Raw genomic sequence first — 10,212 nt, 5'->3', positions numbered from 1 at the left:
GCGCGGCACCGCGGTCTCGGGGATCGAGGCGACGGCGCTGCGCTATGGCAGCTCGATCGACGCCGAAACCATCGACGACCTTGGCACCATCACCATCGACCCGACCGGCTGGTACAACGGCGTCGAGACCTACAGCACCCTTTATGTCTACGGCGAGGATGGCGACAGCGTCGATTTCGGCGGGCTCGAGATCGGCGAGGGGCAGGTGCTCAACATCCAGTCCCTGGGGCTGGACACCGGCGAAGGCTTCACCCTCGACTTCTCGGGCGCCAGCGGGGCGGGCCGGATCAGCTACCAGGGCCAATACTACGTCTCCGAGACGGTGATCGGCGGCGCGCTGACCGAGGCTCTCCATGGCAGCGGGCCGTCGAACGGCTATGCCGACACGATCTCGTACCAGAATTCGACCTCGGGCGTGACGATCGACCTGCGCAGCCAGACGGTGGGCGGCGGCGATGCCGAGGGCGACACGATCGAGAGTTTCGAGAACGCGATCGGCTCGCAGGGCAATGACGTCTTCACCAGCGGCGCGGGCAACAACGTCTTCGACGGGCAGGGCGGTGACGATGTCGTCGTGTTCTCGGGCAACCGCGCAAGCTACGTGATCAGCACCGCCGGCAACATCACCACCGTCGCCGACAGCCGCACCGGCGCCGCGGCCGACGGCACCGACAGCGTGCTGAACGTCGAGGTGCTGCGCTTTGCCGACCAGGACGTACAGATCGGCGGGCCGGCCACGCTGATCGGCATCTCGGGCGCACCGGCGGTGAGCGAGGGCGACAGCGGCACCACCGCCTTCAGCTTCACCCTCACCCGTTCGGGCATCACCACCGGGGTCAGCAGCGTCGCCTGGGCCGTCACCGGCGGCACCGCCAACGCGGCCGACTTCGGCGGCAGCCTGCCCTCGGGCACGGTCACCTTCGCGGCGGGCCAGACCGTCAGGACCATCACGCTGCAGGTCAGCGGCGACACGGTGCAGGAGGAGGACGAGACCTTCACCGTCACCCTGTCGAACCCGACGGGTGCCGCGCTGAACACCACCAGCGCCACCGGCACCATCCTGAACGACGACAATGCCCCGCCCGTCGCGGTCGACGACAGCGCCGCCGTCACCGCCGGCGAGAGCGTGCTGATCCAGGTGCTGGCCAACGACACCGATGCCGAGGGCAACACCCTGTCCGTCAGCGCCGTGACCCAGCCCGCCCACGGCTCTGCCTGGATCGAGGGCACCGCGGTGCGCTACCAGGCGGGCAACCTCGCCGCGCTGTCCGAGGGCGAGGTCGCGACCGAAACCTTCACCTACACCGTCTCGGACGGCGAGGACACCGACACCGCGACGGTCACGGTCGAGGTGACCGGCGTGAACGACAGGCCGACGCTTTACGTCCCGACCGCCGCCGCGGCCGAGGACGGCGCCGCGATCACCATCGACCTCGCAAGCTTCGGCGCCGATCCCGACAACGACGACGACGGGGCAAGCCTGACCTACACGCTGGTCTCGGCCCCCGCGGGGACCAGCGCGGGCATCGCGGGAACGATCCTGACCTTCGACCCGCAGGACGCCTTCCAGTCCGCGGGCCGGTTCCACACGCCGACGGCGGTCGTCGTCGTCGACGTGACCGACAGCCACGGCGCCACCGGCCGCCACACGATCTCGATCGCGATGTCCGGCGCGAACGACGCGCCGGTGATCACCTCGGCCGCGACGGCCACGGTAGCCGAAGGCACGACCGACGCGCTCACCGTCACCGCGACCGACCCGGACCTGGGCGACACGATCACCTACGCGATCAGCGGCGGCGCCGATGCCGCCCTGTTCGAGATCGACAGCGCCACCGGCGCGCTGGCCTTCCGCGCGGCGCCGGTCTTCTCGGCCCCGGGCGATGCCGATGGCGACAACCTCTACGATGTCGAGGTCTCGGCCAGCGACGGTCTGCTGACCGCGACCCAGGCGGCACGGATCGCCGTCACCGGCACGACGCTGGTCTCGGCCTCGGTCTCGGCCGTCGCGACCGCCGAGGGCGACAGCGGCACGCATCTGGTGACCTTCACCCTCACGCGTGCCGGCGCGACGACCGATGCGGTGACCGCCACGCTGCTGGCCTCGGGCACCGCCACGGCGGGCAGCGACTACAGCGGGTCGATCCCGGCCACGCTGACCATCGCCGCCGGCGCGGCCAGCGCCAGCTTCACCGTCGCGATCCTCGGCGACACGCTCGAGGAGGCGGACGAGACGCTGGGGCTCACCGTCACCGCGCTCAGCCGCGCCGACCACGCCATCGCGGCCGGCGCCGCCAGCGTCACCCACACGATCGTCAACGACGACGCGAATTCGGCCCCGGTGGTGATCAACGACAGCTACGCGACCGGCCACGGCACCGCGCTCGTCATCAGCGCCGCGGCGGGCGTGCTGTCGAACGACAGCGACGCCGACGGCGATCCGCTGAGCGCGACCGTCGTCTCGAACCCGGCGCATGGCGCGCTGACGCTCAACACCGACGGCAGCTTCACCTACACGCCCGAGGCCGGCTTCTCGGGCAGCGACAGCTTCGCCTATGCCGCCGCGGACGGGCAGGGCAACAGCACCGGCGGCACCGTCACCATCGCCGTGGCGCAACCCGCCAACCGCCTGCCCACCGCCGTCGCCGACAGCTACACCCTCGCCGAGGACGGCAGCTTGAGCATCGCCGCCGCTGCCGGCGTGCTGGCCAACGACAGCGATCCCGACGGCGATCCGCTGGTGGCCTCGCCGCTGACGGGGCCCGCGCACGGCACGCTGTCGCTGAACGCCAACGGCTCGTTCACCTACAAGCCGGTCGCCGATTTCAACGGCACCGACAGCTTCACCTACAGCGTCAGCGACGGGCGCGGCGGCGTCGCCACGGCCACCGCGACGCTGACCGTCACCGCCGTCAACGATGCGCCGCGGGCAGCGGGCGACAGCTTCGCCGGCACCGAGGACACCGCGCTGGTGATCCCGGGGCCGGGCGTGCTGGCCAATGACAGCGATGTCGACGGCGACCCGCTGACCGCGATCGTCGGGACCGGCCCGGCGCACGGCACGCTGACCCTGAATGGCGACGGCTCGTTCATCTACACGCCCGAGGCCGACTTCAACGGCACCGACGGCTTCACCTACCGCGCCTCGGACGGCCAGGCCGACAGCACGCTCGTCAGCGTCGCGCTGCAGATCGGCGCGGTGAACGACGCGCCGACCGCGGTCGCCGACAGCTATGCCACCGCCCATGAAACGCCCCTGACCATCGCCGCCGGCGCCGGGGTGCTGGCCAATGACGGCGATGTCGACGGCGACGCGCTGTCGGTCAGCCTTGGCACCGACGTCAGCCACGGCACGCTGTCGCTCGGGTCCGACGGCAGCTTCACCTACACGCCCGATGCCGATTTCGTCGGCTCGGACAGCTTCAGCTACATCCTGTCGGACGGCACCATCACCGACACCGCGACCGTCACCCTGTCGGTCGGCGCGCCGGACAATGCCGCCCCCGTCGCGGGCAACGACAGCTACAGCGTCGTTGCGGGCGCGGTGCTCGAGATCGCGGGGCCCGGCGTTCTGGCCAATGACAGCGACCCCGACGGCGACCCGCTGTCGGTCGCGGGCTTCGGGGCGGCGGCGCATGGCACGCTGACGCTGGGGGCCGATGGCGCGCTGCGCTATGTCGCCGACGCGGGCTTCGCCGGGACCGAAACCATCGCCTATCAGGTGACCGACGGCGCCCTGACCGGCAGCGCGACCATCACCATCGAGGTCACGGCGCCCCCGGTGCTGACCCTGACCGGAACCATGGGCAACGACCGCCTGATCGGCACCGACGCGGACGAGATCATCGATCCGCTCGGCGGCCGGCTGGACGTGATGGCGGGCGGCGGCGGGGCGGACGTGTTCAGCTTCGCAAGCTCGGTCGCGAACGGCCAGCGCGAGACGCGCACGATCCTCGACTTCACCGCCGGCGAGGATCTGATCGACCTCGGCGAGGCCGCGATCACCGGCACGCGGACGGTTTCGGCCGGCACCTATCTCTATCTCGATCACGACATGGACATGATCCTTCTGTCCGGCGTGCGGGACTTCCACCCCGACTACCTCGCCTGATCCCGCGCCGGCCGATGTGCCGGCCCGCGCCCTTGTTCCCGTACCCTGAGATCGGAGTTTCCCGATGAGCTTCCTCAAGACGATCTGCGTTCTGGCCCTTTGCGCGATCGCACCGCTGCCGGCGGCGGCGGCGACGCTCGACCTTGCGGCACTCGGCTACACCGCCGGGCCGATCACCCATGCCGGCGGGGTCGAGCTGGACCTGTTCGACGGCGGCGGCTACACCACGGCCTACCTGTTCGCGGCCGATTTCCCGTTCGGAGTGTCGGGTGTCAGCGTCACCGACCTCGCCGATCCGACCGGCGCGGCCGCCTTCGGCCTTGTCGATCCGCTGACGCCCGGGGCCAACCTCGCGGGCAACGGCGCCACCGCCTTCGGCGTCGCCGATGGCCTGTTCGAATGGCTGTTCGAGGGCATCGTCGGAACCGGGCCCTTCGCCGCGCTGAACGGCGGCGCCGCCCTGGTCCGGCTGATGTCGACCGAGATCACCGAGGCCGCGGGCCTTTCCGGCGTGATCTACGACCAGACGGCGCAGCTGGTGATCACCTCGCTGGTGCCGATCCCCAACGCCTCGGTCCCGCTGCCCGCGACCGGCCTGCTGCTGATCGGCGGCGTCGCGGGCCTTGGCCTGCTGCGCCGTCGCCGGGGCTGAGCGCGACCCGGCTCGCACGATCATGATCCGTCAGCCTTTCCCGGAGGCCGGCGCCGACGCCGGCATCCTTGCCGGCGCGCGCGCGCCCCTGATCGGGATCGCCCTGTTCAGCGCGGCGCTCAACCTGCTGATGCTGACCGGGCCGCTGTTCATGCTGCAGGTCTACGACCGGGTGCTGGGCGGGCGCTCGACCAGCACGCTGGCCGCGCTCTCGCTGATCGTGCTGTACCTCTTCGCGCTGATGGCGATCCTCGACCACGTGCGCGGCCGGATGCTGGCCACGATCGGGGCGCGGTATCAGGCGCGGCTCGACCGGCGGGCGCTGCAGGCGCAGCTGGCGCGGCGCCCGCAGCCGGACCAGCCGCAGGACGATCCGCTGCGCGACGTGGCGCAGGTGCAGATGCTGTTCGCCTCGCCGGTGCTGGGCGCGCTGTTCGACCTGCCGTTCATCCCGCTGTTCCTCGCGGTGCTGTTCGCCTTCCACGCGTGGATGGGCCTGTTCGCGCTGGCCGCCGCGGCGCTGATCCTCGCGCTGGCCGCGACGGGCCAGGCGGTGACCCGCGGCGCGCAGGCCCGCGCCCAGGCCGCCGCGACCCGGGCCGAGCGACACGCGCGCGCGATGGCGGCCGAGATCGAGACCGTCGAGGGGCTGGGGATGCGCGAGGCGCTGACCATCCGCTGGGAGACCGCGCGCGGCGAGGCGCTGGCGGCGGGCATGGGCGCGGCCGGACGCGGCGGTGCGGTGGCCGCGGCCACCCGCGCGGTGCGGCTGGCGCTGCAGTCGGCCATCCTCGCGCTTGGCGCCTGGCTGGTGCTGCGCGGCGCGCTGACCGGCGGCGCGATGGTCGCGGGATCGATCCTGCTGGGGCGGATGCTCGCCCCGGTCGAGCAGGTGCTGGGGCAGGGGATGGTGCTGCAACGCGGCCTCGCCTCGGCCCGGGCGCTCTCGCGCCGGCTGGGCGCACCGCCGCCCCCGCCGCCGCTCGCGCTGCCCGCGCCCGGCGCGCAGCTCGTGGTGCGCGACCTCGCGTTCCGGCTGCCCGGCGCGGCCGAGCCGACGCTGTCGGGCATCAGCTTCAGCGCCGGGCCGGGCGACGTGATCGCGGTGATCGGCCCCTCGGCCTCGGGCAAGTCGACGCTGGCGCGGCTGATCACCGGCCTGCTGCCCCCCGCGCGGGGCGAGATCCGGCTGGGCGGCGCCACGCTTGGGCAGTACGACCGCGACCGGCTGGGGCGGCTTCTGGGCTACCTGCCGCAGCAGGTCGCGCTGTTCGAGGGCACGGTGGCCCAGAACATCGCCCGCTTCCAGCCCGGCGCCCGGGACGAGGACGTGGTCGCCGCCGCGCGCGCCGCCTCGGCGCACGAGCTGATCCTGTCGCTGCCGCAGGGTTATGACACCCGCCTGTCAGATGGCGGCGGCGCGCTTTCGGGCGGGCAGCGCCAGCGCATCGGCCTCGCCCGGGCCTTTTACGGCGACCCGGTGCTGCTGGTGCTGGACGAGCCGAACTCGAGCCTCGACGAGCCCGGCCTGCTGGCGCTCAACCGCGCCATCGCCAGCGCGCGGGCGGCCGGGCGCATCGTCTTCGTGATGTCGCACCGCCCCTCGGCGCTGGCCGAGTCTGCCAAGGTGATGATCATCGAGGGCGGCACCATGCGCGCCTTCGGGCCGCGCGACGAGATCCTCGGCCGCTTCCTGCGCAATGCCGCGGCGGTGATGCCCGCCGCCGCCAAGGGATAGGAGGATGCCGATGACCGCCTGGCCGATGGCACGCCACGCGATTCTGGGCGCGCTCACCCTCGGGCTCGGGCTTGGCGGCTTCACCCTCTGGGCCGTCGCGACCGAGATCAACGGCGCCGTGATCGCCCCCGGCCGGGTCGAGGTCGAGGCCCGGCGCCAGACGCTGCAGCATCCCGATGGCGGCGTCGTGGCCGAGATCCTCGTGCGCGACGGCGACAGCGTGGCCGCGGGCGCGCCGCTCCTGGTGCTCGACGGGACCGAGCTGCGCGCGCAGCAGGCGCTGCTGACCCGCAACCTGTGGGAGACGCTGGCCCGCACCGACCGGCTGCGCGCCGAGGTGCGCGGGGATGCCGCCCCCGCCTGGCGGCCCGAGCTGCTGCTGGCCGCCGCCGGGCCCGAGATCGCGCGCGTGCTCGAGGACGAGGCGATGCTGTTCGCCTCGCGCGCGGCGACGCTTGGCCAGATGCTCGCCCAGCTTGACGAGCGGCTGGTGCAGACCGGCGCGGTGATCGACGGCCACCAGCGCCAGATCGAGGCCGGCGCGACCCAGCTTTCGCTGATCCACGGCGAGCTTGCCGACCAGCAGAGCCTTCTCGACCGCGGCCTCACGCAGGCGGCGCGGGTCTCGGCGCTGCGGCGCGAGGAGGCCGAGCTGTCGGGCGAGATCGGCCGCCTGCAGGCCGCGATCGCCGAGGCGCGCTCGGCCCAGGCCGGCGACCGGATCGAGAAGCTGCGCCTCGCGGCGGCGCGGCGCGAAGAGGCGCAGGACCAGCTGCGCCAGCTCGCCCCGCAGGAGACCGAACTGCGCGAGACGCTGCGGGTGGTGGACAGCCGCCTCGGTCGCCTGGTGCTGCGCGCGCCGATGGCGGGCCGGGTGCTCGACCTGCGCGCGCACACGGTGGGGGGCGTGATCGCGCCCACCGGCGACGTGGTCTCGATCGTGCCCGAGGACACGCCGCGTATCCTCGCGGTGCGCATCGATCCGCGCCAGATCGACCGGTTGCAGCTTGGCCAGCCAGCGCTGATGCGGTTTCCGAACTTCGACAGCCGCACGACGCCCGACCTGTTCGCGACGCTGCGCACGGTGGCGGCGGACACGGTCACCGACCCGGTCACGCACCAGCCCTATTACACCGCCGAGCTGACCCTGACCGAGGACAGCCGCCGCCGGATCGACACGGCGGCGCTGCAGCCGGGCATGCCGATCGAGGCCTTCATCCAGACCGGCCTGCGCACCCCGGCGAGCTTCCTGCTCAAACCGCTCACGGACTATGCCGCCTATGCCCTGCGGGATCGGTAAGCGATCGCGCGCGGGCAGCACAGGGCGCGCGCCAAAAATGTACATAATTCGGCTTGGCGGTCCAATCCGAGGGAACGGGTGGATTCTAGTTGGAACTGCGACTTTGGCGTAAGATCAATGTCTTGCCACAAGGAGCTGTTCGCATGGCCGCACCCTATCTGCATCTGAACTACGAGGAGCGTCGCAAGATCGCGCGCTGGCGCGAAGCGAAGGTGCCCGCGACAGAGATCGCCGCGAAGCTCGGTCGGCACCGTTCGACGATCTTCCGAGAATTGCGCGCAACCATTTTCACGATGCCGAGCTGCGCAACATCTCCGGTTACTATGCCGCCAACGCTCAGGCGATGTCCGAGGCCCGGCGCTCCAATCTCAGTAAGCTGGTGCGGCATCCGGCGCTGCGGGCTGCGGTGGTCGACAGGTTGCAGGCGGGTTGGACGCCCGAGCAGATCTCGGGGCGGCTGAAGGTGGAGCGCGCCACAACCAGCGTCAGCCATGAGACGATCTATCAATATGTCTATTCGAAGGATGGTCATTCGATCGATCTCTGGCGCCACCTCCCCGACCATCGCCGCAAGCGCCGCGGCCGCGGTCGGCGCAAGCCGCAACACGCGAGGTTTGCTGACGAAATCTCGATCCGGCACCGCCCGGCCGACGTGGCGGCTCGGACTGTCTTCGGATCATGGGAATGCGATCTGATCCAGTTCCGCAAGGAGTTCGGCGGCACCAACCTGACCTCGCTGGTCGAGCGTGTCAGCCGCTTCACCGTGCTGATGAAGAATGCCGACCGCCGCTGGCGCCCGGTGATGGATGGGTTGATCGGCAGCCTCTCGCCGCTGCCGGCCCATGCCCGCCGCTCGATCACCTTCGACCGCGGGCTGGAGTTCCTGGCCTGGCCCTATCTGCAGGCCGGGCTCGGTGTGGCGACCTGGTTCTGTGACCCGCAGGCGCCTTGGCAGAAAGGCACGGTCGAGAACACAAATGGCCGGGTCCGCCGCTGGCTGCCGCGCGAGGTCGACCCGAAGACGCTCACCACCCGGCAGATCAAAGCGATTTGCCAGCAACTGAATTCGACACCGCGGAAGTGCCTCGGCTATCGAACGCCCGCCGAAGTCTTCCGCGACAAGCTCATGGAAGGCGACAGCGCCCTGCCCTAACTTCATCAGCGACAAAGTCGCCCTTCAGCGTGAAACCACAGGGCAGTTTGCTTCGGAAATCACATGAGTTATCACCACCGGTAAACACCATCAGGTTACATAGCCTCTCCATTTCTCTGTTTCTAAGGACACCCCATGTCCGGGCTTTCCATCGTCGTCCCCGTCCTCAACGAGGAAGAGGCGATCCCGCTCTTCCTGGAACGGATGACCCCGATCCTCTCCGACCTGGGCCTGCCCTACGAGATCGTCTTCGTCGACGACGGCTCGAGGGACCGCACCTGCGCGGTGGTGGCCGAGGCCCATGCCACCGATCCCGCCGTGCGCCTGGTGCGGCTCAGCCGCAACTTCGGCAAGGAGGCGGCGATGACCGCCGGGCTCGAGGCCACGACCGGCGCCGCGGTGATCCCGATGGATGTCGACCTGCAGGACCCGCCCGAGCTGATCGCCGACTTCGTCCGGCTCTGGCGTGACGAAGGTTTCGACGTGGTTTGCGGCAAGCGGGTCAGCCGCGATGCCGACACCGGCACCAAGCGCGCCACCGCGGGCCTGTTCTATCGGGTCTTCAACCGCGTCTCCTCGCTGCAGATCGAGCCGAACGTGGGCGATTTCCGGCTGATGAGCCGCGCCGCAGTCGAGGCCACGCTACGCCTGCGCGAACGCAACCGCTTCATGAAGGGCCTCTTCGCCTGGGTGGGCTTCCGCACCGCCACCGTGCCCTACACCCGCCCGCCGCGGGCCGTCGGCACCACCAAGTTCAACTACTGGAAGCTGTGGAACTTCGCGATCGACGGGCTGACCAGCTTCTCGACCGTGCCGCTGCGGATCTGGACCTATGTCGGCGGCCTGGTCGCGGCGATCGCGGTGGCCTACACGCTGATCATCATGGTGCGCACGGNTGTGGAACTTCGCCATCGACGGGCTGACCAGCTTCTCGACCGTGCCGCTCCGGGTCTGGACCTATGTCGGCGGCCTGGTCGCGGCGATCGCGGTGACCTACACGCTGATCATCATGGTGCGCACGATGATCTTCGGCACCGACGTGCCCGGCTATGCCTCGCTGATGGTGGTGGTGCTGCTGCTCGGCGCGGTGCAGCTGATCTCGCTCGGGGTGATCGGCGAGTATCTCGGTCGGCTCTACATCGAGACCAAGCAGCGCCCGATCTATCTGGTGCAGGAGACGCTGGGCCTCGGCGCGCCCGACCCGCGGCGCGAGACCGGCGAGAGCCGGCCGCCGGTGGCGGCGCGGGCGGCCGAATGA

Annotated in this window: 5 protein-coding genes and 1 pseudogene; all 6 read left to right on the top strand. The window is 70.9% G+C overall.

The window, feature by feature from the left end; translation table 11 throughout:
• The coding region (locus V8J39_RS23360) for a beta strand repeat-containing protein (protein ID WP_336463387.1) at positions 1-4,111 on the top strand (4,111 nt) is incomplete at its 5' end.
• A gap of 64 nt (positions 4,112-4,175) precedes the next feature.
• On the top strand, positions 4,176-4,763 hold the full coding sequence (locus tag V8J39_RS23355) for a VPLPA-CTERM sorting domain-containing protein (RefSeq protein ID WP_336463386.1): 588 nt from the start codon (positions 4,176-4,178) through the stop codon (positions 4,761-4,763).
• Between the two features lie 22 nt (positions 4,764-4,785).
• Positions 4,786-6,501, top strand: coding sequence for a type I secretion system permease/ATPase (locus V8J39_RS23350; protein WP_336463385.1), 1,716 nt, complete (start codon positions 4,786-4,788; stop codon positions 6,499-6,501).
• 10 nt (positions 6,502-6,511) lie between these two features.
• The gene (locus tag V8J39_RS23345) at positions 6,512-7,801 is read left to right on the top strand and encodes an HlyD family type I secretion periplasmic adaptor subunit (protein ID WP_336463384.1); all 1,290 of its coding nucleotides are present in this window, start codon (positions 6,512-6,514) and stop codon (positions 7,799-7,801) included.
• Between the two features lie 143 nt (positions 7,802-7,944).
• Positions 7,945-8,954, top strand: a pseudogene (locus V8J39_RS23340) (IS30 family transposase).
• Between the two features lie 135 nt (positions 8,955-9,089).
• Positions 9,090-10,212, top strand: a 1,123-nt coding sequence (locus tag V8J39_RS23335; RefSeq protein ID WP_336463383.1) for a glycosyltransferase family 2 protein, incomplete at its 3' end; no start/stop codon positions are given.

Source organism: Frigidibacter sp. MR17.24 (assembly GCF_037095655.1).
Taxonomy (GTDB): Bacteria; Pseudomonadota; Alphaproteobacteria; order Rhodobacterales; family Rhodobacteraceae; genus Frigidibacter.
This window is presented reverse-complemented; position numbering and strand designations above follow the sequence as displayed.